Raw genomic sequence first — 25,326 nt, 5'->3', positions numbered from 1 at the left:
GCGCGGGCTGGTTCACCACTGGCTGCGCACCACGACGCCGCCGCCGGTCGGTCCCGCGAGCAGCGACCAGCTCACCGCGCCTGCGGGGTGGCGGGGCGCGGCGCCGGCCTGCGCGCCGGTGGTCGCGCTGGCCTGCGAACCGGACGAGGAGGGCTCCGTCAGGAAGAGCACGAGCGCCGTGCCGGCCAGCGCCGCCCCGGCGCCGAAGCCGATCGTGCTCACGAGCCCCAGGTCCTTCGCGCGCTTTCCAGCGGCCTTCCCTTCGGCGGTCTTGCATACCGCCCTGCCGGAGCCGACGTCGTCGCAGTCCTCCTCCGCGAGGCGGCTCTCGCTGAGCGCCATCGCTCCCGTCACGCCCCCGGCGATCAGCCCGCCCAGGCCGAGCCCGCCCGCCACGTACGCCAGCACGCGCCGGCCGCTGGTCCCGGCCGGCGCCGGCGTCCGCGACGCGCCCTCGTCGCGCTGCGACGGCGGCAGGGCGGACGGATGGGTGGGCGGCTGATCCGCCGGCGTCGCGGGCGGCGCCTCGGGGAGCTTCACCTCGAGCTCGATCGTCTTCTGCTCCGACTTCTCGATCGTGAACCGCACCTCGTGCGTGGGCCCGCCGGGCGCCCTCGTCGTCACGACGTGCTCGCCCGGGTTGACGGGGAGCGCGATCCCGAGCGAAGGCCCCTCCAGCGTGATGCCGTCGCGCTGGACCAGCGTCCCGGCGGGCGCGTCGGCCGGCAGCGACAGCGTGAGCTGTGGCACGAGCGGCACGAGCGCGTCGCGCTGCTCGAGCACGAGCTTGTAGCGATCGTACTGCTTGAGCTGCTCGGACTCGGACAGGCGGGAGTAGAACGAAAGGAAGTCGTTGTAGCGCGCGACCGCTGTCGCGGTGCGCCCCCACTTGGCCTCGCACTCGGCGAGCGTGAACAGCCGCCCTGCGCGAGGATCGAGCCGGTAGCTCTCGGTGAGGGCAGGGCAGCCGGTCTGGTACTTCCCCGCCAGCATGTCCGCGAGGCCGCGGTTGAAGAGCGACTCGGCCACGGCCACGGCGTCAGGCTGCGCGTTCGCCGGCGCGGTGACAGCAATGCACAGGAGTCCGATCAAGACGGACCCGGGCCAGAAGGTTCGCATCGGAGGTAACATGAGATACCTCCTTTGGGACCGCCCCAGGCAAAAAATCAGCGCGTTGTGGGGCCGCGCTCAGTCTGCCCCGTAGAGCGACTCCCGGGGCTTCGCCGTGGGGGCGGCGGGGGAGGAGGCGGCCGGCGCGATCTTGCGCCAGGCGCCGGGCGGCGGCGCCGGGGTGCGCGGCGGCGCCGGGGCGCGCGGCGCCGGCGAGGCCTTTGCGTTCGCCAGCACTTCGGGATCGATGGCCAGGCCGCCGTCCGCGGGCGGCGCGGAGGCGGAGCTCGCGGGCGGCGCGGAGGCGGAGCTCGCTGGCGGCGCGGAGGCGGAGCTCGCTGGCGCCGCGAGGTCGGTCGAGCTGGGCGTGCCGGCCGCCTCGGGACGGGCGGCGCCCGGAGCGGCATCCGGCGGCGTGGAGGGCGGCGCGACGGCCGCCGCCTGCGCCGCCTGCGCCGCCTGCGCGTGCTCGGCGGGGCCGGGGGCCGGGGACCCGCCCCTGCTGAACGCGGCGAGGGCGATGGCGCTGCCGCCGACCAGCGCGATGGCCGCGACGGCCAGCGCGGATCGGCTCCGCGGCCCCGCGGTGGTGCCGGCGCCGGTGCCGGTGCCGACCCGGGTCTCCACGCCCGTGCTGGACGACTGGGCGGCCACGGGCATCGACGACGCGGGCCCCTGGCTGGCAGGGCTCATCCGCGGGAACGGCGTCTCCAGCACGGCCAGGCGCGACGACCTGACCGTCATGGGGGCGATGTCGAAGACCTCGGCGAGCGCCTCCACCGTGGACGAAGCGGTCGGGAAGCGCGTCCCGGGGTCGCGCGCCGTCGCCTTCGCGAACCACGCGTCGAAGCCCGGGGGCAGCTTCACCCCCTCCTTCTCCGCGCGCACGGAAGGGGGCTCCTGCGGGCCGTGCATCGCGATCACCGCGAACGCCAGCGAGTTACTGTACTCGCGCATGTCGTTCAGCCAGTAGGCCTTGCCGACGAGGGTCGTGTACGCGATCATGCCGAGCGCGAAGAGATCGACCGCCCGCGTGATCGTCTCGCCGCTGAACTGCTCGGGCGCCATGTAGAGCGGCGTCCCGAGGGCGGCGGTGTTCGCCCCTTCGACCGCCGTCTCGGCGACCAGCTTTGCGATGCCGAAGTCAAGCACCTTGATCCGGATCTCGTCGTCGTCGTCGCTCGCCGCGAGGAAGAGGTTCGCGGGCTTCAGATCGCGGTGGACCACGCCGGCCGCGTGCGTTTTGTCCAGGGCGTGCGCCGTCTGGCGCAGGTAGGCGATGGCGTTCTCCGGCGGCAGGCGCCCGCCGCGGCGGATGCGCTTGCTGAGCTCCTCGCCGCGGAGCAGCTCCATCACGAGGAACGGCATGCCGGTGTCCAGGTCGATCCCGGCGTCGAACACCTCGACGATGTGCTCGGTCGCTATGCGCGCGGCGATGCGCGCCTCGAGCTTGAACCGCGCGTGGAACTCGGGGTTCTCGGCGAGGTGCGGGTGCATGACCTTGAGCGCCCGCCGCCGATCCGTCTCGACGTGGACGACCTCGTAGACCGCCCCCATCGCACCCGTCGCGATGCTGCGCACGACGCGGTACCTACCAGCGAACAGCATCCCCTCGTTGAAGTTCAGCGACATAGTCTCACCCGCGTCGAACGAGGTTACACCACCTGGTCGGACGACCGCACTCGTTAACTTGCAGACCTTACAAACTTGTGGGCCGTAAGACTCCCCACATGAAACTCCCCCAATGTAGGGCGCGTTCGTTAGGTCTGCGCACCAGGTAGTACCCTGCGCTGATTGGCGCCGTTCGCGCGGGGCCCCGACCGTCGTCGCAGGTCGTCGCTCGTCGTCGCTCGTCGTCGCGAGAAGATCCCGTGATTCCGTGGCTTACGGGGCTCTGCAGCGGTGAAGCGGCGGATGAGGCGGATGCGGCGCCCGTCCGTTCTGATCGTTTTTCACGACAGACACATCGACATCGTCCGATGCACGGGCGGAGCGCGGGGCGCCGCCTGTCCCGTCAGAGCACGAGCACCGCGAGCAGCCGGGGCCCGTGGAACACGTCGAACCCGCCGATATCGAGCTTGCGACCGATCGTGTAGATCGTCTCGTCTCCGCGTCTGGTCGCGCGGATGCTGGATATGATACCCTGGCCGATCGCCTCCACGTTGTAGGACAGCTCGGTGAGCAGGCGGAGCCGGCTGAGGTACGAAGTCAAGCGGAGCCGGAGCCCCACCGACACGTTGCCGGAGAGCGCGATCATCGTCGCCTCGTCGACCTCGCGCGGGGCGCCGGGGACCGCGGGATCCGCGGAGAAGGCGTAGCGCACCGGGCCGGCGCCGCCGTAGAGGCCGAGATCGCCGAACGGCGCGAGCCGCGGCCACTCGCCGTTGCCCATCCGCACGCTGAAGCCGCCCTGGTAGAACCGCGACGTCACGCTCTGGGCGGGGCTTTGCCGCTCGAAGACATAGACGTCGCCCTCGCCCGCGTCCCGCTCGCGGAGCGCATAGAAGATGCGCGGGAGCTTGTAGTCGATGTACCTGAAGCCCGCGAGCAGCTCCTCGAGGTAGAGGTCGTCCGCGGCCTCCGGGAAGAGCTTCGTCACGTCGAAGCCGACGTCGATCTGGCGGAGCAAGAGCTGGAAGGGCGCGCTGGCGACGGCGCCGGCGTCGCGGTCGGTCGCCGGATCGACGGCGAGCTCGGTCACGTTCCCTGCGGTGAAGCGCGCGATCTTGAGGCTCGTGCTCACGCCGGCGAGGTCGGCGCCGATGTCGAAGACGTCGCTCGCGAGGCCGTTCAGCCCGAGGAGCCTGCCGAGCGAGCCGTCGTACTGGATGTCGCCGCCCGACGAGAACAGCCGGTCGGTCTTGAAGCCGGCGTTGAGGCGCGCGGCGTCGCGCGCGTGGTCGAAGTCGTACGTGAGCAGCGCCCGGCCGCCGACCATGAACACCGGATCGACGTCGTAGGCGAGCCGCCGCGTCCTGCCCCGGTAATCGTTGACGCCTCCGGAGGAGCCCGCGCTCGCGAGCTGGTGGAAGAACAGGAGCTCGACGTCGCCCTTCAGCTTCAGGTGGACGGCGTCGAGGCTGATCGCCCGGCCCTGCTCGAGAAAGCCCTCCTGCGCCTCGAAGCCCGCCGTGTCCTCGAGCGGCGTCCGCGCCGGCGCGGAGAGCGCCTCGGCGCAGGCGGAGAGCGCCGCGCGCTGCTCCTCGAGCACCCTGGAGATCGCCTCCGCGCGCGCCACGGCGGCCCTGTAGCCGGGCTCGTCCCGCGCCACCCGCCGGGCCTGCTTCACGACGTACGGCGCCACGGCGAGCGACTCGATGTGCATCCGCAGGACGAACGACAGCACATGGAGGGCGTCGCGCGCGATCGTCCGGGCGGGCTCCTGCCCCGCGCTCGCCGCGCGGAGCGCGGCGGCGGCGAGCGCGACGTCCCGCTGCGCTCCGGCGAGCGCCCGCCGCCGCGCGCCGGCCCTCGCCTTCGCGGCGGCGATCTCGGGCGTGTCGGGGGCGCCGAGGGGCCTCCCGGCCGAGAGCCGCTCGACGTTCCGCTCCTCGGCGGCGAGCGCCCGCGCGTGCTCGGCGAGCGCCTGCCACGCGGCCGGCAGGCGGCTCACGGCGCTCGCCTCGCGCGACGGCGCCGCGAGCGCCGCGAGCGCGTCGAAGAGGCGCGCGAACGCGGGCGGCGCGCCGCGCTCGCCGCGCGCGCGTCGTCGAAGAGGCGCGCGGGCGAGCGCCTCGTCGAGCTTCGCGCGGTAGAGCTTGGCGAGCGGGACCTCGTGCTCTCCGTCGTAGGGGGGCGTCTTCTCGAGGCGCGCGCGGAGCCGCTCGCCCTCGTCGTCGTCGAGGCGGAGCGCCGCGATCCACGCGTCCCCCGGGGAGTACGGGGTGCTCGAGAGGACCTCGTCGGCGAGCCAGGCCGCTCGCTCCAGATCCGCGGCGCGATCGTCGATGATGGCGCGGCGGGCGTCCTCGTTCGCGAAGGCGCGGGCGGCGCGGGCGTTGTACGTGGCGGGCCCGCAGGCCGAGGCTGCTGCGGAGGCGAGGAGCAGGAGGCCTGCGAGCGCCGGGCCCGGTCGCATCGGCGAGAGCCTACCATGGCGTGCGAGCGCACTGGACGCCGCGCCGCCGGCCTGCTCAGAATGCGCGCCCGTGGCTCCCAGCCGACCCAGCGAGATCGACGGCGCGCGGGCCTGCGGCCTGCGATTCGCGGCTCGCGGCTTGCTGACCCGCCGTCCTGGCCGCGCAGCACAGCGGTCGCTGGCGGCGAAAGAGCCACGTGTGAAGGAGAAGAACCGGGATGAATGATGCCACATCCAGCTGCGACATCGGCATGATCGGGCTGGCCGTCATGGGCGAGAACGTCGCGCTCAACATGGCCGACCACGGGTTCAAGGTGGCCGTGTACAACCGCACGGTGCAGGTCGCGAAGGACTTCGTCGCGAGGAACCCGAGCACGCCCGGCGGCCTGGTCTGCTGCGAGACGCTGAAGGACTTCGTCCGCGCGCTGAAGAAGCCGCGCAAGGCGGTGATCCTGGTCAAGGCCGGTCCGCCGGTGGACATGGTGGTCAAGCAGCTCATCGAGGCGGGCGTGGAGCCGGACGATATCGTCGTCGATCTGGGCAACTCGCTCTGGACCGACACGATCCGCCGGGAGCAGGAGTACGCGAAGCAGTGCAAGTTCTTCGGCTCGGGCGTCTCCGGCGGCGAGGTGGGGGCGCGCTTCGGCCCCTCGCTGATGCCCGGCGGCGATCCCGCGTCCTGGCAGCACCTGGAGCCGATCTGGCGCGCGATCGCCGCCAAGGTCGATCCGGCGACCGGCAAGCCGATCGAGGGCGCGTCCCCCGGCAAGCCGGTGGAGGGCGGGGTCCCCTGCACGGCGTACATCGGGCCGAACGGCGCGGGCCACTACGTGAAGATGGTCCACAACGGCATCGAGTACATCGACATGCAGCTCATCTGCGAAGCGTACACGCTCCTCGACGGGCTGCTCGGGATGTCGAAGGACGAGATGTCCCGGGTCTTCTCCGAGTGGAACAGCGGAGATCTCGACTCGTACCTCATCCAGATCACCGCCGATATCCTCCAGCAGAAGGACCCTGTCCAGAAGGACAAGCCGTTCGTCGATTTCGTCCTCGACACGGCGGGGCAGAAGGGCACGGGCAAGTGGACGAGCAGCAACGCGCTCGACATGGGAATCCCTGCGAACGCCATCGCGGAGGCGGTGTTCGCGCGTTGCCTCTCTGCGCTGAAGGACGAGCGCGTCGAGGCCTCGAAGCACCTCTCTGGCCCGACCCCGACCCCGGTCGCGGACCGGCAGGGGACGATCACGGCGATCCGCGACGCGCTGTATTGCTCGAAGATCTGCGCCTACGCGCAGGGCTTCCAGCTCATGGCGGCGGCGCAGGCGGAGTACAAGTGGACGCTTGATTTCGGCACGATCGCGAGCATCTGGCGCGGCGGCTGCATCATCCGCGCCCGCTTCCTCCAGAAGATCACGGAGGCGTACACGCGCAATCCTGGCCTGACGAACCTGCTGCTCGATCCGTACTTCAACGATCAGATCAAGCAGGGGCAGGCGAACTGGCGCAAGGTGGTGTCGATCGCGGCGCAGAACGGCGTCTGGGCGCCTGCGTTCATGTCGGCCCTGTCGTATTACGATGGGTACCGTGCGGCTCACCTGCCTGCAAACCTGTTGCAGGCGCAGCGAGACTACTTCGGGGCGCACACCTACGAGCGCACGGATCAGCCGCGCGGCAAGTTCTTCCACCTCGACTGGCCGCACCCCTCCCGTCCTCAGCTGGACATCAAGGGCACCGGCGGCGGGCACTGACGCCCCGCGCGACTCCCGTCCCTCGTCTCAGGTGAGGCTGATCCGCGGCCGCAGGTTCTGCTCGCGCAGGAACGGCTCGATGTCGTCGACGATGTCGAGCTGCACCCCCGCCAGGCTCATCGCCGCCGCGATCGTCTGGATCCCCATGCGCCCGAGCTTGTTCATCTCCGGGGGCGGGCGGACGACGATGTGCTCGATCTTGTCGCGCACGTTGAGACCCCACTGGGTCAGGATCATGCGCGCCTCGCTCTCGTACCGCACCATGAGCGTCATGTCGTAGATGAAGAACGCCCGCTCCCCCGGGCGCATGACGCTCACGAGCTTCTGGTACGCGTCGACCGAGATGAACCGCGCGGCCTCACCGGTCGCCACCGTCTCCCGCAAGAGCTGGACGACCATGCCCGCCGGCTGCGTGATCCACACGCCGACGCTCCCGGTGTCGTCGAGCAGGTGAGGCTGCCTGCGGAACGCGAGTCTGCGGTTCGACGGGAGCATCTCTCTAAAGACAATAGCCATTCCGGCCACCGGGGCCCGCCCGCGACGACCGGAAGCGCCCCACCCGCCCGACCGGTCCGGTCGAGCCGAAGCGCGCTGTTGTTTCACACATCACCGGACGAGCTCCTCCCATGGGGTCAACGCTGCGTCATGGTGGTCGCAAAAAACGGATTCGGCCAGAAATGTGTGATCCTGCCGCCTCGGACCCCCCACGGGGACGCTGCACGGCCAGGCGGACGCCGGCGCCCCCGGCGCGGCGCAGCGAGCGGCGAGGGGAAGCGGCGCGCGGCAGCTCAGGCGAACAGCGCGGCGCAGGCCGACCCGATGAGGTTGACGTGCTCGAGCCGGGCGATCCGGGGCTCGACCTGGGAGCCGACGAGGGCGCGCAGCGTCTCCTGCACCCGCGGCGCATAGCGGGGATCGCCCCAGAAGAGGCTGCCCTCCGCGAGGATGCCGACCCCAGGAGGGCTGTCGAGCACGTCGGTGACGGCCGCGAGCCCCGCCGCCACGAGGTCGGCCGAGCGCTGGAGCAGGTCGCCAGCCACCCGCCGCGCCTCGTCCGTGCCCTCGTCGCGGAGCCGCACGAGATCCGCGGAGCTCGTCAGCGGAGCATGGTCCGGACACAGCCGCCCGAAGAGCCGGGGCAGGTAGGCCCCGGACACCGCCTTCTCGAACCGCTGCGCGCCGGGGTTCTCGGAGCTCGCGTCGAGCTCCGCGTCGAACGGCTGGAGGTGCGGAGGGTTGAAGTTTCCGTTCTCGAGGTTGACCGCCATCGGCGCGACGAAGTGACCCGTCTTGAGCTTCGGGATCCGGCCGGCGGGGAGGAACGTGGCCATGTTGGTCCCCGTCCCCACGATGAGCCCGATGAACGCCGCGGGCTGCGACCCGCCGTGCGCGAAGGCACCCCCGAGCAGGCTCGCCACCGTGTCGTTCAGCACCCGGACCGGACCGGGCCGGAGCCTCCGCGCGCCGAGCGCCCGGCCGAGCCGCTCGCCCACGCTGGTGCCCTCGACCCCGGCGACCTGGACGCCCTTGGTCCAGCGGAGCAGCCGCGCGTCGAGCGACGGCAGCGTCTCCGACGGATACGAGAAGCAGTACCCCACCGGCAGGCCGTGCACGGCGCCCAGGCGCTCGACCAGCTCCGCCTGCACGTCGAAGAAGGCGTCGCCCGTGATCTCCGGCCCGCCCGGGAACTTCGCAGGCACGGGCCCGGCGACGATGCGCGACTGGCCTCCCGGCAAGAGCTCCACGATGGCGGCGCGCAGGTTCGTGCCGCCGGCGTCGACCACCACGGCGCGGCCCATCATCCCTCCCGGCGGCGGCGCGAGATAGGCAGGGAGCGCGGCGATCTCGGTGCCGGGCGTGGAGAGGCCGAAGACGACGCGCGCCGCGAGCGTGCGGCGGATGTCCTGGAGCTCGGTGAGCGAGAGCTTCATCGGCGGAATGCTTACCCTCAGGCCCCTGAGAAGGAAATAACTTTGCAAGCGGCGCAAGTGAGGCTGAGCGTGCTTGGCGTCGGCCTCGCCCGGACGGCAAGCGGCCAGCGCCTCGCCGCCGCGATTGCGCTCTGCGTCACCTGGAGGAGGTCGCTGGAGAGCGGTTGTCGTCCACACCGAAGACGACGGGATAGACCACCGTGGCAACGCTCTTGCGGTCTGCGGCGGAGGGGAATCGGAGGCCGCGGAAGACGTCGAGCACGCAGCCGACGACCTTGGCGTCGCGGAGCGGGGGAGCGGGCGACGACGGCGGCGTCGCGCCGGGCGAGGGCAGCGCAATGAGGAGCGGCGCGTCCTCGGGCGGGCGGTCGGCGTCACCCGCGTAGGTGACCTTCCCTTCGCCATCGACGACGAGGTGTACGGGCAGGCGCCCTTGGAGCTTGGGGTTCAGGCGAAGGCCCTTTTCAAAGCAAGCGCGCATCTCGCCGAAGCGCTCCTGGACGACGCTCCGCACGACGTGAGGCGGGATGTGGGCTTTGCCCTTGATCGGGTCATAGGGGTTGCTCTTGCAACGGGCGGCGATGCCCCTCACGGCCTTGGCGTCCTGGTCGAGCTCCCTCTCCAGGCCGGCGCGGGCGACACCTGCCTTCTTGCGGTCGTGAGCGCCGAGCGACGCCTGGAGCTTGCGGGCCGCGGCGCCGGTCCGGGCGAAGCTCTCCCGGATGTCCTTGGCGCCCTGGGCGAGCTCCGGATCGGAGGCCTGGACCGCGGCCGCGCGGGCCCAGAGGTCGAGCCGATCCGCGATCCTTCCGAGCACGTCGGGCGGCGTGTTCAGGTCGGATTGCCGGAGCACCTCGATCATCCGCGAGGCTTTCTGGACCTCCGGGCCGAGCGCCTTGCAGTCGGCCTCGATCGAGCGCGCGGCGCTGCCTTTCCCGGGCAGCGGGATCGGGGCGCGCTCCTTCACGGGCGGTCGGGCGTTCCCAGCGGAGCGGACAGGCGTGCTCGCCTTGTCGGACAGCGGGATCGGGGCGCGCGGCTTGGGGGCCTCGGGCGCGGTGTCGCGGGCGCGCGTGCTCCTGGGCGGGCGCAGGGCGGCGCGCTCCTTCTCCTCGGGCGAGCGCAGGGTGGCGCGCGCCTCGCGGGTCGAGCCCTCCGGGACGGCGCTCGGGGCGGCGACCCTGGCGTGCGTGGGGTCGGCGTCGGCGGCAGGCTCTCTCCGCGGCGCAGCCCCGCAGCCCAGCAGGGCATGAACTCCGACGAGGACGAGCCACGCGCTTCGCATCCGTTCCTCCGAGGTGCGTCCGACGTACGGGCCGCCGTTTTGATACAGTACACCGGTCCGAACATCGCTTGCAGGCGAAACGGCGGGGCCTCCCAGGAGGTGGACAGGCAGCGCAGGGAGTGTGACGTGAACAAGCGCGAGAAGAACGGCCGTGGGGGCGGGAAGGACGATCACGGCAAGGGCGGGGGCGAGCTCGCGGAAGCGGCGCATGCGCTCGAGCGCGAGCTCGTCCGCTTCGAGGAGCTCGCGGAGTCGGCGCGGCGGCTTTCCCTCGACACCCGCAAGGGGATCGAGCGCGCGGCGAAGTCGACGACCGAGGCGGCCGAGGCGCAGCAGCGGGTGAGCATGGCGCTCGGGTCGCTCATCGCGGCGATCGCGGCGGCGCGGGATCGCCACGAGGCGACCGCCACGGCGCTCGCGGCGCGCGGCGAGGAGATCAAGCGGCGGGCGGAGCAGCTCGGGGAGCTGTTCCAGCGCTTCGCGGCGCTCGGGGAGGAGGGGCGGAGCATCAACCAGCTGGTTCAGGAGACCGCGGCGCGCCAGCGGGAGGCGACGACGCCGGAGCAGATCCACGAGGTGGTGGCGGCGATGGACGAGGTGGAAGGGCGCATGGGGCGCCTCGCCGACGAGGCGCGCGCCCTCGCCCAGGCGGCGACGGCCGCGGGGATCGTCGACCTCGCGGAGCAGGCGGACGGGATGCGGCAACAGGTGACCGCGATGCGGAACAAGGTGGGGCTCCTGCGAAAGGGGATGCTGGCGCGGCTGGGCGGGGGGCCCCAGCCAAACTAGGGGGCGAGGCGTCCTCGGTGGGGAAAGGGGGCGAATTACGATTGGAGAGGAACGGCTAGCGCGACAAACGGGTTGAAGCCGCACGCAAACAGCGAGAAGTTGGGACGCCAGAAGACGCCAAAACACGCCAGAAGACGCCAGAATTTATTGTTTTCTTGGCGTCTTCTGGCGTGTTTTGGCGTCTTCTGGCGTCCCATTTTATGCTTGCCAAGCTGATCGGCGTTCTACGCGGACGGCGAGCGGCAGAGCGTGAAGTAATGGTCGAGCGAACGCTCGCCCTTGAACGCCGCGCCGATGGACACGTCCTTCGAGACCCGACGCATGAAATCACGGGTTCCGTTGTAGACGAAGAACTGGAGTCCTTTGCTGTTGGGGACGACCCGGGGCCAGCCGTCAGGTACAGGGCCGTCAGGGACCTGGAAGTAGTCGATCACGATGCCGCCACGCTCCTGCCACGCAGGATTGCCGGCCGTCGGGACCGCGACGAAGAAACCCGGGCCAATCCAGGGACGCGTGGAACCCTCGTTGTAACCGAAGAGCCGCGCGCTGCCGTCCTCGGGCAAGGCAAAACGCTTCTCGAAGAAACGGAATGTGGACGGGAGAGGAAGGCTGTTCCTGCCCTCGTGACGAACCGCCACGCGGCGCGGGGTGCCGTCCGGGACGAAGAAGTCGAGCGTGAGCGGGGGGGCGTGGCTCGCGGCGGCATAGAGCGCCCGCTGATCCACGCGCGTCGTGGTCGACAGGGCGCTGCGGCGCTCCTCGTGCGTCAGGCCATCGAGGTGCTCGGCGATGCGAGCTATCGGGGCGTTCTGGCGAAGAAGTTGGACGAGCTCCGACATGGGCAGCGGAGCATAGCAGCGTTCGGTTACCGCGCAGAGGGCCGGCCTCGCCACGGAGCGAGGCCGGCGGGGGGAGATGGGATGTCGTGGCGAGCGCGCGTCAGAGGCAATGGACGGGAGAGCGCAGCAGATCGGCGGTGGTGTCCGTCACGCCGGCGCCCTCGATCCCCGCGGCGAAGCGGCGGAAAGCCTGCTCGTCACCCCTCGTCAACGTGAACGCCGCGCAGACGGCGGCGGGGTGGGCCGAGCGGGCCGCGGGCGAGCGGAGCACCCGGGCGAGGCCGTCCAGGGCTCCCTGGTTGCCGGCCGCCGTGGGCGCGGCGGAGGCCACCACGGCGCGGAGATCCGCGGCGAGGACGTCGGCGACATCGGTCGCGCCGAGCACGCCGGCGAAGAAGGCGCGAAAGTCCGAGAGGGCAGCCGGGTCGAGCCCGTCCACGTACGTCGCGAGGTGCCGGATCGCGAGCACGCGCGCGCGCACCGAGCTCGCCATCGTCGCGACCCTGCCCCACGCGCGGAGCGCCGCCTCGGGCGGCAGCTTGAACTTGGACAGGTACTGGAGCCGCACGTCGGAGACGCCGCCCGAGGCGAGCCCGGTCTCGAGCGCGGACCAGTCCTCGGCGAACAGCGCTTCGGGGGACACGACGGCGCTGCACGACGCGTAGCTTCCGACGTAGTCGAGGCCGTAGCTGTAAGGCGCTCCAGCGAGGAGGCCGGTGAGCACGCTCGACCACGCGCCGCGGACGCCGGCGTCGAGGCCCGGCGCGCACGCGACGTCGCACGCCGCGGCGAGCGATACCGCCCGGGCCGCCTCGCCGTCGAGGCCCTCGACGAACGCCTCGAACTCCTCGGGCGCGAGCCCCTCGGGCAGGCCGTCCTGGAGCGCGGCGAGCTGGTGCGCGCCGCCCACGTCGAGGAAGCGCGAGACGCCCTCGGGGCCCGCGGGGACGCGGCGCGGGGCGAGCGTCGCGGCGTAGGCCTCGAGATCGCGGTCGGTGCTCAGGAAGACCCACTCGGGGTGGCGGTCCTGCGGATCGACGACGAGCAGCTCGCCCGGGCGCGCGGGCGCGACCTCGACGCGCTCGCCGGGCGTGAGCGTCTGCACGCGGGCCGGGCCGTCGCCGGCCACCCACGCGAGCTCCAGGGGCGCGACGAGCGCGCCCTCCGGGTCGTGCACCGTCACGAACGCCCCGCCGGAGGGCGCGGGGTCGACCGTGAGCCACGGGAGCGCCTTGGCCACGACCGCGCGCCGCGCGCGCGCGGCCGCCTCCGGGCCGAGCGCCGGCGCGAAGGCGTCGAGGAACGCGTCCGTGCCGATGGTCCCGAACCGGCGCTCCTCGAGCACCCCGCGGAGCGCCGACCAGAACGCCTCCTCGCCGGCGAGGCTGCGGATCTGGGTGAGCAGCCAGGCGGCGCGGCCGTAAGGGCCGCTCGTGTACTTCTCGCCCGGCGCGAGCGACGGATCGCGGACGGCGTCGCCGTCCCGGGGGCCGAGCTCGTCGCCGTTCAGCGTCCCCGCGCCGCTCTCGTCCGTGTAGACGCGGACACCCTCCTGCTCGAGCAACGTCGCCATGCCCTCCTTGATCCAGAGGTCGTCCCAGGTCTCCACCGTCACGAGGTCGCCGAACCACTGGTGCGAGAGCTCGTGCGTCGTCAGCAGGAGATCCGAGGCGAGCGCGGGCTGCGTGCTCCGCTCCTCGCGCTGGAAGCTGATGCTCGCGTGCTCGATCCCGCCCACGGAGAAGTCCGGCAGGAGCACGAGCGCGTATTTCTCGAAGGGGTACGGCCCGAGCAGCTCCTCGAAGCGGCCGATGGCGCGCGCGAGCTCGTCCACCATCCTGCCGTGATCGCCCGGCAACCCGCGGCGATGCCACACAGCGATGGGGAGATCGCCCTTCGTCCCGCGCTCGACCTCGAAGTCGCCGATCGCGAACGCCATGAGGTAGGGCGGCAGCGTGTAGGCGGTCTCGTACCGGACGAGGCGGCCCGACGCCCCGAGATCCTCGTCGCCGACGAGATCGCCGTTGGCGATCAGCGCCTCGCCGCCGTCGACGCGCATCGCGATCGAGAAGATGGCCCGGTCCGAGGGCGCGTTGTGGCAAGGCATCCACCGCGACGCGCCGAGCGGCTCCGACACCGTGTAGACGGCGCGCACGGCGACCGGATCGCCCATGCGCGCCGGCACCGCCCGGAGGGCGTCGCCGGAGAGCGCCTCGTAGTCGATCTCGAGCGCGATCGGCGCGCCGCTCATCGCCTCGGGCTCGCTCGAGAGGTCGATCGCGAGCGCCTGGCGCTGCGGATCGAGCGCGTGCGGGAGCGCCCCGCCGCCCTTCCGCCGGACCTCCTTCACCTCGGCGACGGCGCTGTCGAGGACCACCGTCCTCGGGCCGTCTCCGGTGAGCGACAGCGTGAGGCCCAGCGTCGCCACGAGGCGGCTCCGCTCCCAGTCGAACTCGCCCCGGAGGTCGTAACGCTCGACGTCGAACGCGCTCCCCTCGAGCGGCGCCGGGCCCTCGCCCGAGCACGCGGCGGCGAGCGACCCAAGCAGCAGGCAAGCCACACGGAGCGCTCCGGGGCGGTGTTTCTGGAGTGTGCAGTGCATCGCGGTTCCTTCGATCGGAAGAGGGATTCATCTCGCGCGGCCAGGCGCCAGCGCTCGGACCCCCCGAGCCCACGGCGGCGCAGCGACGCGTAACTGACCGCGGGACAGTTACAGAACCCGGGCGCGTGGCCAAGCCAGGTGATCGCGCCGGAGGCCCCGGCGAGCCGCTCGGTGATGAAAAGAAGGGGCGCTCGGTCGCCCGCGTCACGGCCGCTCGTCGCTCCGGGCCGCCGCGCGTGGAGGCCGCGCCTCCGGCGCGCGCGATCGCGCTCTACCGTGCTCTGCCGTGCTCTCCGCGCTTCGTGCGCGCGGGCAGGGAGGAGCGATGATCAGCTGCCCAGTCGGCACGGAGGGTGAGCGCATCGACATCGCACCGACGGTGAGCGCTTCTCCCCCGTCCCGCTCGCGCGCGAACGACGGTGGGGATGCATGGTATTGCAGTCGCGCACCCTTGCGCACTCTGGGCGCGAATCGCCTTTCATTTGTAAGGGTTGCGGCGACCTGTGCGAGGATGCTCCCCGCCATGGCACAACACAAAGATGGGTGCGCGCGGGGGCGCTCGTGGGTCGCGCCCCTGGCTTTGGGCGCGGCGCTCGGCGTCGCGCTCCTTCCGAGGAGCTCGTCCGCTCAGACGTGGACGGGCGGGCGGACGACGCCGGTGCTCGACGAGATCGTCGCGATCGACAGGACCGGGGAGCCGAGGTGGCCCTACGGCGAGGAGGACGTCGCGGGCGACGGCGAGGCCTTCGACGCGCCGGAGCGATCGATCGACTTCCGGTCCGCGTACGCGGTCGCCGCCGCCGGGCGGTTCTGGGTGCGCGGGTACGTGTCGGAGACGACCGCGATCAGCGGGGAGGCGACGCTCTTCGTGTTCATCGACACCGACAGGAACCGGCAGACCGGCGGCACCGCCGCGACGGCGGGGATCGACGACCGGTTCACGAACGACGGGTCGCCGGGCGGCTACGAGGTCGTGCTCGGCGTGAAGGGCGACGGCACGCTCGTGAGGGTCTGGTCCTTCTCCGGGGCGTCGGGGCGGTACGAGCCCGTCGACGTGACGGACGCGCAGGTCGCGACCGAGGCAGGGACGGACATGGACCCCCTGCTGATCAACGACGCGACGCGGGGGTACGCGCAGGCATCCATCGCGCTCGACCTCGTGGGCGTCGGCGTGGCGTGCGAGGCGAACCTGTACTTCCGGTCGGTGAACGACGCGGCGGCGCTCGGGCCGGGCGATCTCGACATCGGCCTCTCCGCGCCGTGCGTGGCCGGCGACGCGGACGGCGACCGCGTGCCCGACGTGATCGTCCCGCCCTCCGGCTGCACGCGCGACGCGGACTGCGCCGGCAGGGGCATCTGCGTGGACGGCGACTGCATCCTGCCGGTGTCGTGCGTCGACGATGTCGACTGCGACGCGGACGAGGACTGCTCCGCGGATTACCGGTGCGTCCCCACGCCCGGGAATACCTGCACGTCGAACGCCCAGTGCGGCGATCTCGTGTGTGCCAGCGGGCAGTGCGGCCCGTGCTCGCCGGGCTCGTCCGAGTGCGGCGCGGGCCTGCGCTGCGCGCCGACCGGGCGCTGCGTCGACGGCGGGGCGTCGAGCGGCGCGGGCGGCCCGGGCGAACCGGATCTCCTGCCGGGTGATGCGGTCCAGGGCGGCGCCTGCGCCTGCGCGGCGGGGCCCGCGCCGTACGGAGGGGGAGCCCTGTCGCTGCTCGCCGCCGGCGGGCTCGCGCTCCGGTTGCGGAGGCGCCCGCGCCGCGGACCCGGAGCCGGCCGATGAAGCCGATGAAGAGGAGAACCATGCGCGCACCGATCCTCGCCGCCATCACCTGCGCCGCCTGCGCGGTCCTCACCGCCGCGACGCCCGCGTCGGCGCAGAGCACGGACATCGACGTCGAGCGCTTCAAGCCGGCCGTCACCCACGACGCCTTCGTCGTCACGGAGGGCTCCGGCGTCCGCGAGCCCGGCGATCCATGGGCGTTCGGGCTGTTCCTGAACTACGCCCGCAACCCGCTGATCGTCGCGACGGGCGACGGCGAGGTGCGCAGCCAGATCGTGAGCGGCCGCCTGGGCGCCGATCTCATGGCGTCGGTCACGATCGCCGAGCCGTTCGCGATCGGCCTCGACATCCCGTTCTTCCTCGCGCAGTCGGGCGAGGGCTCTCCGTCGTTCGCGGGCCTCGGCGACATCCGGCTCGTGCCGAAGCTGCGCCTGCTCGACGACCGCGACTCCATCGGCCTCGGCCTCGTGGCCGAGCTGCGCGTCCCGACGCACACCGGAGACTTCGCGGGCGGCGCGCGCAACGTCGTGTTCTGGCCGCGCATCGTGCTCGATCACCGGTTCGCGCCCGGCCTCAGGTTCGGCGTCAACGCGGGCGTCGCGATCCGCGAGGGGACGACGTACGCGAACGTCGAGGCGGCGAGCGAGCTGACGTACGCCGCGGCGCTCGGCTACCGCTTCGGCGGCATCGACGGGAAGGTCGAGATCGGCGCCGAGGCGAACGGCGGCATCGGCATCGCCGCGGACGACCTGAACGAGGAGGAGACGCCGCTCGAGGCGCTCGGCTACGTGAAGATCAACCCGAGCGAGGAGTGGGAGATCACCGCGGGCCCGGGGATCGGCGCGCTGGCCGGCTACGGCGTGCCGATCTTCCGCGTGTTCGCGGGCGTGAAGTACACGCCGACCTCGCACGACAGGGACCACGACGGCGTCGACGACGAGCGCGACCAGTGCCCCGACGTCCCGGAGGATCGCGACGCCGACTACGACAGCGACGGCTGCCCCGAGGAGGACGCCGACGATGATCACGACGGCGTGCCGAACGCGGACGACGAGTGCCCGGACGAGAAGGAGACGATCAACGGCGTCGAGGACGACGACGGCTGCCCCGACGAGGGCGAGCCGCGGGTCGCGTACGAGGAGGGCCAGTTTGTGATCCGGGACACCATCCGCTTCCGGACCGGTTCGGCCGAGCTCGAGCAGGACTCGTACAGGACCCTGGATCAGGTGGCGCTCGTCATGAAGGCGAACCCCGAGATCGAGCGGCTGCGGGTGGAGGGGCACACCGACGAGACCGGCACGCCCGAGCTGAACCAGGAGCTGAGCGAGCAGCGCGCCGAGACGGTCCGGAAGTACCTGATCCGGAAGGGCGTCAGCCCGGGCCGGCTCACGGCCGAGGGCTTCGGGTCGGACAGGCCGGTGGCCGAGGGCACCGACCCGGCGAGCCTGGCGAAGAACCGCCGCGTGGAGTTCGTGATCGACGAGTGAGGCGCGCTCGCCCGGGAGCGGCGCGTCGCGCCCTCCCGGGCACGGCGGCTGGCCCGTATCGGGGCCGGCCGCCGCCCGCGGCGCGCCGCGGCGCCGGGCGCTGCCAGGCGTCAGAAGCGGCCGTGGATCGCCAGCCCGCCGCCGGCCGTGCCGACGGCAGGCGCGACAACGATCCTCGCCGCCGCGGGCTCCGTGTCGCCGAGCGACGTCACGAACAGCGCGACGCCGGCCGCGAGCCCGACCCCGCCGACGATGAAGCCGGCGGTGGACAGCTTCGCGGCGCTCTTGGCGTCCTCGACCAGCGCCACGCCGCGGGCGTCGCAGAGCGTCTCGGTCCGGCAGTGCTCGTCCTGGGCCCGGTTCCACCGCGAGCTGGCGAGCAGCCCGAAGACCGAGCCGGTCACGACGCCGGCGACGCCGACGCCGCCTGCCACGAAGGCGAGGGTGCGGCGGGTGCCCGCGCCGCTGTCTCCGTCGCCGCCAGCGGTCGGCTGGAGCGGCGCGGCGAGCGGCCCGGGCTGCGCGCCGGGCGGCGGGGTCGCCGCTGTCGCCGCGGGGTCGTCCTCGAGCGGCGGGACCTCCACGGTGACGACCTGGCCGGGGCCGGCGGTCTGCGCCTCGACCGAGAATGGCCTCTTGCCTGGCGCGGTCGCCTCGACGCGGTGCTTGCCCGGATCGACAGGGAGCGGCGCGCCCCACGCGCCGGCGTCGAGGACCGCGCCGTTGCGCTTCACGACGAGGCCGTCCGCCGGCGTGGTCACCGTGATGGCGAGGCGCTCGAGCTTCTTCTCCAGATCGGCCGCGCGGCGGGTCGCCTTCGCCTCGCGGTCCGCCTGGCCGGCCCGGCTCGCCATGTCCGCCGCCTCGCGGAACGCCGCCCAGGCGCTCGCGCTGCGGCCGATCTGCTCGAGGCAGTCCGCCAGGTTCCACTGGGTGCCGTAGCCCGGGTCCAGCCGCTGGCTCGCCGCGAACTTGGGGCACGCCTCGGCGAGCTTGCCCTGCGCGACGAGATCGCGCCCCTCGCGGAAGAGCGCCTCGGCCGCGGCCGCCTGATCCGCGGACGGCTCCGCGCGGGCGACACCCGCGGAGAGCGACAGGAGCGCGGCGACACACCACGCGACGCGGCTATTTCCTCGATGTCTCGTCATCGTCATTCCTCGGGGGCCTCTGGGGCGGCGGCCTGGCCGCAGGCGGCCTCGGCGCGGGCGGTCGAGCGACGGCGCTCGCCGGCGCCGACGCGGCGGCGCGTCCGGTCGCCGCGGCGGAGGGCGGCGCCGCGGGCGTCGACGAGGCCGCGGCCGGCGGATCCACGGGCGTGTCGGCGCGCGGCGGCTCGGCGCTGGCGGACGGCGTCGGCCTGGCCTCGACGCCGGCGGACGGAGGCGGCGGCTCGGTCTCGGCGCGCGCTGGCGGGGCCGGCTCGGCCGAGGGCGTGGGCGCGGCCGGCGGCGCGCTGCGCACAGCGAGGTAGACGCCCGCGCCGCCAGCGAGCGCGGCGGCCAGCACGCCGCCGGCGATCAGGGCGACGGGCGGGCGCGACGCCGGACGCTCGGGGCGGCTCGACAGCCGCACGCTCGTGGCGGGCGCCGTGGCCGACAGCGCATACGGTCCGGATTGCCCGCCCGGCGGGCGCCCCGCGGCCTCGAAGGGCGCGGCCGACGCGCGCGGCGGGGTCAGCGCAGCGCCGAACGGCGCGCTCGAGGCGTGCTGGGGGGCCGAGATGGCGCCGAACGACGCGCGCGACGCGCGCGTGGCGGCGTCGAGCGGCACGAGCATCGCCTCGACGATCGCCTCGCCGCCCGGCAGGAACGCGCGCAGCGCCGCCGCGAGCTCGCCGGCGCTCGCGGTGCGGCCCGCCGGATCGATCACCAGCGCCCGGTGCACCACGCGGGCGACCTCCAGCGGCACCCAGGGCGCGATCTCCTGGATCCAGCGCACCGGGGTCGTGCAGATGGCCAGGACGAGCTCTCCGAGGCCGGTCAGGTGCTCGTTGGGCCGATGGCCCGAGAGGGCGTGGTACAGGCTGATGCCGAGCGACCAGACGTCCGAGCGCGCGTCGATGGCGCCGTTGCCGCGCGCCTGCTCGGGCGACATGTAGAGGGGAGAGCCGAGGAGCGCGCCGCTCTTCGTCATCCCGCCGTTGCCGAGGCTGTTGTCCGTCACCTTGGCGACGCCGAAGTCGAGCACCTTGATCACGCGCTGGCCGCCCTGCTTTTTCGCGAGGAACAGGTTGGCCGGCTTGACGTCGCGGTGGACGATGCCGGCCTCGTGCGCGCGCTCGAGCCCCAGGCACGCCTGCAGCCCGATGCGGAGCGCGAGATCGACAGGGAGCGGGCCGAGCCGCTCGATGAGGGCCTGCACGTCCTCGCCCTCGAGGAACTCCATCGCGATGTACGGCGCGCCGGTCTCGCGGTCGCGCCCGGTGTCGAACACCTGCGCGATGTGCTCCGACTCGACCGCGCCGACCGCGCGCGCCTCGCGCTGGAAGCGGCGGACGAGCTCGTCGTCCGCCGCCTGGCCGAGGATGACCTTCACCGCGACGCGGCGGCCGGTGCCCGCGTGCCGGGCCTCGTAGACGGCGCCCATCCCGCCCTGGCCGAGCAGCCGGAGCATCGTGTAGCGGTCGTCGAGGGTCCGACCGATCATGGCGCGAGGCCCGGGCCATGGGCGCCGGCGGCGGGCGCGTCGGCGATGCGGGAGGCGGCTGGAAGGGGAGGCCTCTTCACGGCCGCAGGCTAGAGCACCCAGAGCCCCGCGTCATCCCTCGCCGCACACCTTGCACCAGGGCAACCTCACGAGCGTGTGGTGCGATGTCTCGAGCGTCGCGAGGTCCTGGATCAGGAACCTGCCCCCGAGCCTGGAGGGCGTGTACGCCGAGAGCACCTTGAGGGCCTCCATCGCCACGAGGTGGCCGAGCAGCTGACCCATCGTGCCGGCGTGCGGCGCGGGATCGGCCAGGGAGCGCGCCGCGAGCGAGGGGCTCAGCGCCTCGGTCGTCGCGCAGATCCGGCACGCCGTCTTCCCCGGGAAGACGAGCGGGCCCAGGACGGCCGTCGTCCCCGCGAGGTGCGAGAAGAGCGTGGCGATCCCTGTGCGATGGCCGAACCGCGCGACGCGCTCCAGCAGCTCCGCGTCGTCGCCGCGCACCGCCGCGACGAGGAGGTGAGGGCGCCCCTCCGGCGAGAGGAGGCCGTCCCCCTCCAGCGCGGCGGAGGAGCTCTCGTCCACCCGGCAGAGCGGCGCGTGCTCGCGGATCAGCGCGGCCACGGCGCCGCGGCGGGGCGCGCCGAGCGCCGCCTCCCCCCGCGCGCGGACCACCGCGACGTCGCGCGTGCCGACGGCGCCGCCGTCGATCAGGCGGAGCGCGGAGACGCCCGCCCCCGCGAGCGCCAGGGCGGCCGAGGCCCCCCAGGGCTCGAGGCCCACCACGAGCACGCGCGCGTTCGCGATCCGCTGCGCCGCCTGCTCCGGGGCCGACGACCACTTGCGGAGGAACTCGCGCTGCCCGTGCAGGCGCTCGCCGGACGGCGCCCCCGCGGGCACCGGCTCGACCAGCCCGCGCGCCTCGAGCAGGTCGAGGAACGCCGTCACGCTCTGCCGCGAGTAGTCCGCGAGCGCCTCGACGAGCGCCTCCCGGTCGCGCGACCCGTCGAGCAGCGGGACCATCCGCTCGACGAACGCGCTCACGTCCAGGCCGGTGAGCTGGAAGGTGCCGAGATCGGAGCGGAGGATGACGCCCATGTCGGTGGGCGTGATGCTGGCCGAGCGGCTGAGTCGAATGCTGGGCATGGTGCTCTCCGACGCTTCTGGTTCAGGCGCGCTAAGGCCCGCTCCGGCCCCCGGCCGGCGCGGGCTGACCGACGCAGACGATGTACATCGTGTCTTCCTCGGCCGGCAGCGCCAGGAAGGCCTTGAGCTCCTCATCGTAAAATCCGCCGATCGCCACCGGGCCGAGGCCCATGGCCGTCGCGACGAGATAGAGGTTCTGGCCCAGGTGCCCTGCGTCCAGCCACAGGAATCGATATCCGCGCTGGCCGTATTTCCACATCGTGCGGAACGGCACCGCGGTGATGATGACCACGACATTGGTGTTCAGGATCATGTCCTGACCCACCGTGAGATCCACGAGCGTTGCGTGCGCGAGGCCTGTCCGGCGGAGCTCGAGCTCGTGCGCCTGGGCGTCGTAGTGGTACAGGCCGTCCGGGACCCCCTCGACGGCCTGCGTCGCGACGTAGATCTCGAGCGGATACCGGCCGCCGGCCGAGGGCGCGGGGCGATCGCAGGTCCACGCTCCGTCGACATTTCGCGCGCCGCGGACGCCGTAGCTCGCGTGAAGGAGCCGCCCGAGCGTCTCGATGGACATCGGCCCGAGAGAGAACTCCCGGTGTGACCGCCGCTGCTCCAGCACCCCGCCGAGCGGGGCGTCGATCGCGAAATCGCGCCCGGGCAGCGGCGTGCGCGCCGCGCCGACGTAGGTCCGGAAGCGGAGCGGCTGGAGATCCCCGTCGAACGGCGGCTCCAGCGGCCGCGACCTCACGTGGGAGGACTGGAGATGATAGAGCCGCGCAACGTCCGCCTCTTTGCTCCTTGCCATGGTGTCCTCTCTCAGGCCATCGGGTGAGGGTCAGGGTTGATGCCGTGGGGGGTCATCGAACGGAGACGCGGATTACCGAGCTGAGCGAGCTGGTGGCCGAAATGGATCTGCTGGAAATCGGGCCCGAGGGCCCGGGCGACACGGAACGGGGTCGCCGCGAGGTCGGGCGACGTCACGTCCACGATCGCGATGCGCAGCCCCGCGGCCTGCACGCGCCGGGTGAGCTCGGACAGCGAGACCTCGTCGGGCTCCTCGAGCTCGGCGGCGGTGACCGTGCCTCCTTCGCGGAGGAAGGCGAAGGCCGCGGCGCGGCGCGCGGGGAGGTAGTATATCGCGTGATCCTCGAGCGTGAGAACGTCCTCCGGACGCTCCGGGACGACGAGCGCCTCGCCCGTCATCAGGCGGAAGACGTAATTGCCTATCTGGCCTTGCTCCAGGATCGCTTTCCTGATCGCGTTGAGGGGGCTCAGGTGGGCGGAGATCGAGACCACCGCGCCGGGCCAGCGCTTGCCGTCGCCGTAACCCACGCACATCACCACGGGGACCGAGATGCCCGCGTCGAGGAGATACAGCTCGATCCGGGCGCCGCGCTCCTCGAGCTGCCGGGCGATCTCGTGCAGCTCGGGGTCGAGCGAGTCATCGGGCAAGATCCGCCGCCCGGGCCGGCGAGCGAGCCACGAGATCATGAAGGCGTCGCGCTCGATGAGCTCGAGCGCGGCCCCCATCGCCGCGCCCTCGAGCGTCGCGCCCGCCGCGAGCCCGTTCGAGGTCACCTGGCAGAAGTGCGCGTCGTGTCCTGCGCAGTAGCCGTAGTAGGTCGGGAGCGCCGGCACATACACGGGCGCGCCCGTGTCCATCCAGCGCCCGAGGGCCCAGTCGATGGGCGCGGCCGGATCGACCCGCGCGTAGCGGAATCCGGGCGTTGCGTACTGCTCCTCGCTGTAGAGACAGAGGCGCTCGGGAGCGATGAAGTCGCTCTTCATCCCGGTTATCGAGGAGCGAAGGAGCTCCTTTCGGTCGACGAACTCGGCGGAGTAACGCTCGACGGCCTCACCGGTCGCCCTGATCAGGGCCTCGACGGCCGTGACGCCCTTCCCGGTGCCGACCTGCGGCTCGCTCGAGCGGTGGGCGTGCGGCGAGCCGTCGGTGTAGTCGCAGAGGAACGCGGTGGCCGTAATGCACGCTTCGGGGGCGAGCGCCGGGCTCGTCGCGTCCAGCGTGAGGCGGTGGACGATGCCCGCCCGCGCGTCGACGACGCCGGCGAGCATCCGCCGGAGCGCCGCGGGGTCGGGTGCGTCGCGTAGGTGGGCGCTCGATCCCCGACGTGCGCTTCCGGTGCGGAGGGCCTCGGCGGCGCCGCCGCAGACCCGGCACCAGGGCATCTGCAAGACGGTGTGGAGCGACGCCTCCGGGTCGACCAGGTTCTGGACGATGAAGCGGCCCGCGAGCCGCGACGCGGCGCGGTTCATCAGCAGATCGAGGGCCGCGAGCGCGACGGCGTGGCCCAGGAACGCCGGCATCGGGGCGAGGTAGGTGCGCGCGCGGCGCTCCGGACGGGCGGCGAGGAGCGACGCGTGAAGCGCGCGATCCGCCTCTCCCTGCGTGCTCACCGCGAGCCTGCGCAGGCGGCAGCAGTCCCAGCACGCGGTCTCGCCCGGCACGACGGCCGGTCCGATCACCGCGTCGAGCCCCTCGAGGTGCGCGCTGAGCGACAGGACGGACGCCGCGTGGGCGAAGCGGGCGACGCCCTGAAGGACGAGCAGATCATCGCCAGAGACGCAGGCGAGGATCAGGTCCCAGCCGGTGTCCTCCTGGACGATCGGGCGATCCGCGGCGGCGAGCAGCGTCCCGGGCGTGATCGCGCAGCCGGGGGCGAGCCGCGACAGGGCGACGGAGAGCGCGCGCGCTCGACCCTTTCCGAGATCCGCCTCGGCGAAGGGGCCGAGATCGTCGGCCGTGACCTCCCTGTCGTCGAGGACGTGGAGCGCGCCGACGCCCAGACACGCGAGCTCGGTGGCCGCGACGGCGCCCCACGGTTCGAGCCCGACGACGAGGACGCGTGATCGCGCGAGCTCCTCGCGCGCTTCCGCCGACGCAGGCGGGGCGGTCCCCTCGAGCGAGGGCGCGGTGATCGCTGAGCTGGGCAGTTGGGTGGCCACGCGAGATCTCCAGGAAAGCGCAGCGCGGCGGCGCCTCGACGAGCGCCGTCCTGCACTTTCGGTAAAGAGGTTCAATTCTGGTGCTCGGGGAGCGGCGCTCCGACAAGCAAAGGAGAGAAGAAGCTCGCAAGCTCACCACGACCGCGCGACGTCGCGCGGTCGTGGTGAGCCGGGGAAGACGGGATGTTGCCTTTCTCGAACTCTCGCGCTCCTCGTCTTCCTCCAGAGCTCTATCGCTCGGCCTCGACGGCCTCAGGGCTAGCTACAGCGGCACCTGCACCCGCCGCACCTGCACCCGCCGCACCTGCACCCGCCGCAGCCACAGCCGCCGCAGCCGCCGCAGCCGCCGCAGCCGCAGTGGTAGTTGGCCGGAGTCGCTGTTGCCATGTCGTCCAGCCTGGCCGACAAATCGTTGATGGCGTTGCGCAGCTCCTTCACGGTCACTTCCAGATCTTTCGGAGAATTGTTTTCGATTTTCGAATCACTCATCGCAGAGCCTCCCACGAGTAGGTGAGGCACGCAAAGGGTCTTCGTCAATACGGTGGCTCGTCGCCGGGCGACGGAAGTTCGGTTGGACTCTCTATCATTCCAGGGCGCTCCGATCCGTGGACAGCACGAGAGATGCCGCCTTCAAAGGAGGGCGTCGCGGGCTCCTTTCTCTCGCTCGCCCCACTCAGGCCGCTCTTCCGGGTGGCCTGGATCGCCGCCGGAGCAGCAGAGAAGGCCGGAACAACATCGAGCGTGACTCCCTGCGCTCCCTCCGTGCGCCCGGGCGGCTGGACTTCCGGGACAGGCCCATCTGTCAAGCTGGCCCGCGATCTGGAGCCGTCCTCCGCTCGGGCCGGAGATGCCCAAGGGCCGTCGGGGACAAAGCGCCTCCCTCGAGCAGCCCGCCTCGATACGAACAATCCTGGA

The 25,326-nt window shown here is 72.5% G+C and carries 18 protein-coding genes; 5 read left to right on the top strand and 13 right to left on the bottom strand.

The window, feature by feature from the left end; all coding sequences use genetic code 11:
• Positions 1-12 precede the first annotated feature (12 nt).
• The 3 genes from WMF44_RS32570 to WMF44_RS32560 all read right to left on the bottom strand — a co-directional run bounded on the left by WMF44_RS32570 (position 13) and on the right by WMF44_RS32560 (position 5,188).
• A complete protein-coding gene (locus WMF44_RS32570; RefSeq protein WP_437293945.1) occupies positions 13-1,131 on the bottom strand; it encodes a hypothetical protein in 1,119 nt (372 codons plus the stop codon).
• A 57-nt stretch (positions 1,132-1,188) separates the two neighbouring features.
• A complete protein-coding gene (locus WMF44_RS32565) occupies positions 1,189-2,742 on the bottom strand; it encodes a serine/threonine protein kinase (RefSeq protein ID WP_437293944.1) in 1,554 nt (517 codons plus the stop codon).
• A 382-nt stretch (positions 2,743-3,124) separates the two neighbouring features.
• Positions 3,125-5,188, bottom strand: coding sequence for a hypothetical protein (locus WMF44_RS32560; RefSeq protein ID WP_437293943.1), 2,064 nt, complete (start codon positions 5,186-5,188; stop codon positions 3,125-3,127).
• A gap of 218 nt (positions 5,189-5,406) precedes the next feature.
• On the opposite strand from WMF44_RS32560, the gene gndA reads away from it, so the two are divergent.
• Positions 5,407-6,939 carry an NADP-dependent phosphogluconate dehydrogenase gene (gene gndA / locus WMF44_RS32555; protein WP_012238664.1) on the top strand — a complete coding sequence of 511 codons (1,533 nt, stop codon included), beginning with the start codon at positions 5,407-5,409 and terminating at the stop codon, positions 6,937-6,939.
• Between the two features lie 27 nt (positions 6,940-6,966).
• On the opposite strand, the gene WMF44_RS32550 is transcribed toward gndA, so the two are convergent.
• The 3 genes from WMF44_RS32550 to WMF44_RS32540 form a co-directional block, all read right to left on the bottom strand.
• Complete coding sequence (locus WMF44_RS32550) at positions 6,967-7,455, bottom strand: hypothetical protein (protein WP_437293942.1); 489 nt, start codon at positions 7,453-7,455, stop codon at positions 6,967-6,969.
• Between the two features lie 272 nt (positions 7,456-7,727).
• A complete protein-coding gene (locus WMF44_RS32545; RefSeq protein WP_437293941.1) occupies positions 7,728-8,870 on the bottom strand; it encodes a hypothetical protein in 1,143 nt (380 codons plus the stop codon).
• Between the two features lie 136 nt (positions 8,871-9,006).
• On the bottom strand, positions 9,007-10,155 hold the full coding sequence (locus tag WMF44_RS32540; protein ID WP_437293940.1) for a hypothetical protein: 1,149 nt from the start codon (positions 10,153-10,155) through the stop codon (positions 9,007-9,009).
• Between the two features lie 126 nt (positions 10,156-10,281).
• Here WMF44_RS32540 and WMF44_RS32535 point away from each other — a divergent pair, with 126 nt between their 5' ends.
• Positions 10,282-10,944, top strand: coding sequence for a hypothetical protein (locus WMF44_RS32535; protein ID WP_437293939.1), 663 nt, complete (start codon positions 10,282-10,284; stop codon positions 10,942-10,944).
• Positions 10,945-11,168: 224 nt separating this feature from the next.
• On the opposite strand, the gene WMF44_RS32530 is transcribed toward WMF44_RS32535, so the two are convergent.
• Entirely contained in the window at positions 11,169-11,783 is a 615-nt protein-coding gene (locus WMF44_RS32530; RefSeq protein ID WP_437293938.1) for a hypothetical protein, read from the bottom strand.
• Positions 11,784-11,883: 100 nt separating this feature from the next.
• Positions 11,884-14,385 carry a M1 family aminopeptidase gene (locus tag WMF44_RS32525; protein WP_437293937.1) on the bottom strand — a complete coding sequence of 834 codons (2,502 nt, stop codon included), beginning with the start codon at positions 14,383-14,385 and terminating at the stop codon, positions 11,884-11,886.
• Between the two features lie 125 nt (positions 14,386-14,510).
• Between WMF44_RS32525 and WMF44_RS32520 the strand changes: the two genes are divergently transcribed.
• The 3 genes from WMF44_RS32520 to WMF44_RS32510 all read left to right on the top strand — a co-directional run bounded on the left by WMF44_RS32520 (position 14,511) and on the right by WMF44_RS32510 (position 17,658).
• The gene (locus WMF44_RS32520; protein WP_437293936.1) at positions 14,511-14,714 is read left to right on the top strand and encodes a hypothetical protein; all 204 of its coding nucleotides are present in this window, start codon (positions 14,511-14,513) and stop codon (positions 14,712-14,714) included.
• A 194-nt stretch (positions 14,715-14,908) separates the two neighbouring features.
• Positions 14,909-16,171, top strand: coding sequence for a hypothetical protein (locus WMF44_RS32515; protein ID WP_437293935.1), 1,263 nt, complete (start codon positions 14,909-14,911; stop codon positions 16,169-16,171).
• Positions 16,172-16,191: 20 nt separating this feature from the next.
• Complete coding sequence (locus tag WMF44_RS32510) at positions 16,192-17,658, top strand: OmpA family protein (protein WP_437293934.1); 1,467 nt, start codon at positions 16,192-16,194, stop codon at positions 17,656-17,658.
• A 110-nt stretch (positions 17,659-17,768) separates the two neighbouring features.
• Here WMF44_RS32510 and WMF44_RS32505 read toward each other — a convergent pair whose 3' ends face one another.
• From WMF44_RS32505 to WMF44_RS32485, 5 genes are all read right to left on the bottom strand, one after another.
• The gene (locus tag WMF44_RS32505) at positions 17,769-18,806 is read right to left on the bottom strand and encodes a hypothetical protein (RefSeq protein ID WP_437293933.1); all 1,038 of its coding nucleotides are present in this window, start codon (positions 18,804-18,806) and stop codon (positions 17,769-17,771) included.
• Positions 18,784-20,304 carry a protein kinase domain-containing protein gene (locus WMF44_RS32500; protein WP_437293932.1) on the bottom strand — a complete coding sequence of 507 codons (1,521 nt, stop codon included), beginning with the start codon at positions 20,302-20,304 and terminating at the stop codon, positions 18,784-18,786. Before WMF44_RS32500 ends, WMF44_RS32505 begins: the two co-directional genes overlap by 23 nt.
• A 111-nt stretch (positions 20,305-20,415) precedes the next feature.
• Positions 20,416-21,447 (bottom strand): TOMM precursor leader peptide-binding protein, encoded by a 1,032-nt coding sequence (locus tag WMF44_RS32495; RefSeq protein ID WP_437293931.1) that lies wholly within the window; start codon positions 21,445-21,447, stop codon positions 20,416-20,418.
• Positions 21,448-21,478: 31 nt separating this feature from the next.
• On the bottom strand, positions 21,479-22,252 hold the full coding sequence (locus WMF44_RS32490) for a SagB/ThcOx family dehydrogenase (protein ID WP_437293930.1): 774 nt from the start codon (positions 22,250-22,252) through the stop codon (positions 21,479-21,481).
• Positions 22,253-22,263: 11 nt separating this feature from the next.
• Positions 22,264-24,411 carry a TOMM precursor leader peptide-binding protein gene (locus tag WMF44_RS32485; protein ID WP_437293929.1) on the bottom strand — a complete coding sequence of 716 codons (2,148 nt, stop codon included), beginning with the start codon at positions 24,409-24,411 and terminating at the stop codon, positions 22,264-22,266.
• Positions 24,412-25,326 lie beyond the last annotated feature (915 nt).

The organism is Sorangium sp. So ce426, assembly GCF_051475585.1.
GTDB lineage: Bacteria > Myxococcota_A > Polyangia > Polyangiales > Polyangiaceae > Sorangium > Sorangium cellulosum_B.
This window is presented reverse-complemented; position numbering and strand designations above follow the sequence as displayed.

Excerpts from the sequence above, each read along its gene's own strand:
- WMF44_RS32550 (WP_437293942.1), bottom strand. The coding sequence starts at position 7,455 with ATGGCTATTGTCTTTAGAGAGATGCTCCCGTCGAACCGCAGACTCGCG.
- WMF44_RS32545 (WP_437293941.1), bottom strand. The coding sequence starts at position 8,870 with ATGAAGCTCTCGCTCACCGAGCTCCAGGACATCCGCCGCACGCTCGCG.
- WMF44_RS32565 (WP_437293944.1), bottom strand. The coding sequence starts at position 2,742 with ATGTCGCTGAACTTCAACGAGGGGATGCTGTTCGCTGGTAGGTACCGC.
- WMF44_RS32560 (WP_437293943.1), bottom strand. The coding sequence starts at position 5,188 with ATGCGACCGGGCCCGGCGCTCGCAGGCCTCCTGCTCCTCGCCTCCGCA.
- WMF44_RS32490 (WP_437293930.1), bottom strand. The coding sequence starts at position 22,252 with ATGGCAAGGAGCAAAGAGGCGGACGTTGCGCGGCTCTATCATCTCCAG.
- WMF44_RS32515 (WP_437293935.1), top strand. The coding sequence starts at position 14,909 with ATGGCACAACACAAAGATGGGTGCGCGCGGGGGCGCTCGTGGGTCGCG.
- WMF44_RS32525 (WP_437293937.1), bottom strand. The coding sequence starts at position 14,385 with ATGCACTGCACACTCCAGAAACACCGCCCCGGAGCGCTCCGTGTGGCT.
- WMF44_RS32495 (WP_437293931.1), bottom strand. The coding sequence starts at position 21,447 with ATGCCCAGCATTCGACTCAGCCGCTCGGCCAGCATCACGCCCACCGAC.
- WMF44_RS32505 (WP_437293933.1), bottom strand. The coding sequence starts at position 18,806 with ATGACGAGACATCGAGGAAATAGCCGCGTCGCGTGGTGTGTCGCCGCG.
- WMF44_RS32540 (WP_437293940.1), bottom strand. The coding sequence starts at position 10,155 with ATGCGAAGCGCGTGGCTCGTCCTCGTCGGAGTTCATGCCCTGCTGGGC.
- WMF44_RS32510 (WP_437293934.1), top strand. The coding sequence starts at position 16,192 with ATGCGCGCACCGATCCTCGCCGCCATCACCTGCGCCGCCTGCGCGGTC.
- WMF44_RS32530 (WP_437293938.1), bottom strand. The coding sequence starts at position 11,783 with ATGTCGGAGCTCGTCCAACTTCTTCGCCAGAACGCCCCGATAGCTCGC.
- WMF44_RS32570 (WP_437293945.1), bottom strand. The coding sequence starts at position 1,131 with ATGTTACCTCCGATGCGAACCTTCTGGCCCGGGTCCGTCTTGATCGGA.
- gndA (WP_012238664.1), top strand. The coding sequence starts at position 5,407 with ATGAATGATGCCACATCCAGCTGCGACATCGGCATGATCGGGCTGGCC.
- WMF44_RS32500 (WP_437293932.1), bottom strand. The coding sequence starts at position 20,304 with ATGATCGGTCGGACCCTCGACGACCGCTACACGATGCTCCGGCTGCTC.